General features: G+C 67.6%; 1 protein-coding gene. It reads left to right on the top strand.

Annotated features, from left to right (window positions below):
• On the top strand, window positions 1–417 hold a 417-nt coding region (locus LE181_RS31970; RefSeq protein WP_372458563.1), incomplete at both ends, for a hypothetical protein.

Genomic DNA, 417 nt, shown 5'->3' with positions numbered 1-417 from the left:
GCCCAAGCGCGTGAGCCTTGCCCGCAAGACCGACCTGACCATCAAGCGCAACACCCCCACGCAGATCTCGTTCGAGGACGAGTACTCCGACGGCGGCGACCAGCACCCGGACAAGGGCGGCGCCGCCTTCATCACCGGCCACTCCGACTACATCGCCCTCGCCGCGGCCACGCTGACGGGCATCGCCCCGGGCATCGTCATCCAGACCCGCTTCGTCGAGATCAACAGCAAGGGCGAGACGGTCAAGGAAGGCCCCATCGAGGAGCACACCGCGACCACCGGCAACACCTACATCAACCAGACCCGCGCCGGCGCCGTCTGCGACCCGGGCAACCGCGTCGTCTGGACCGTCGAGATCATCAACGGCGACACCGACGGCAAGCTCACCTACGCCGAGGTCCAGGCCAACTACTGGCC

Origin of the sequence: Streptomyces sichuanensis, assembly GCF_020328095.1 — a bacterium.
Taxonomy (GTDB): Bacteria; Actinomycetota; Actinomycetes; order Streptomycetales; family Streptomycetaceae; genus Streptomyces; species Streptomyces cinnamoneus.
Note: the sequence above shows the minus strand (reverse complement) of the source record. Positions and strands in the feature narration are given on the sequence as shown.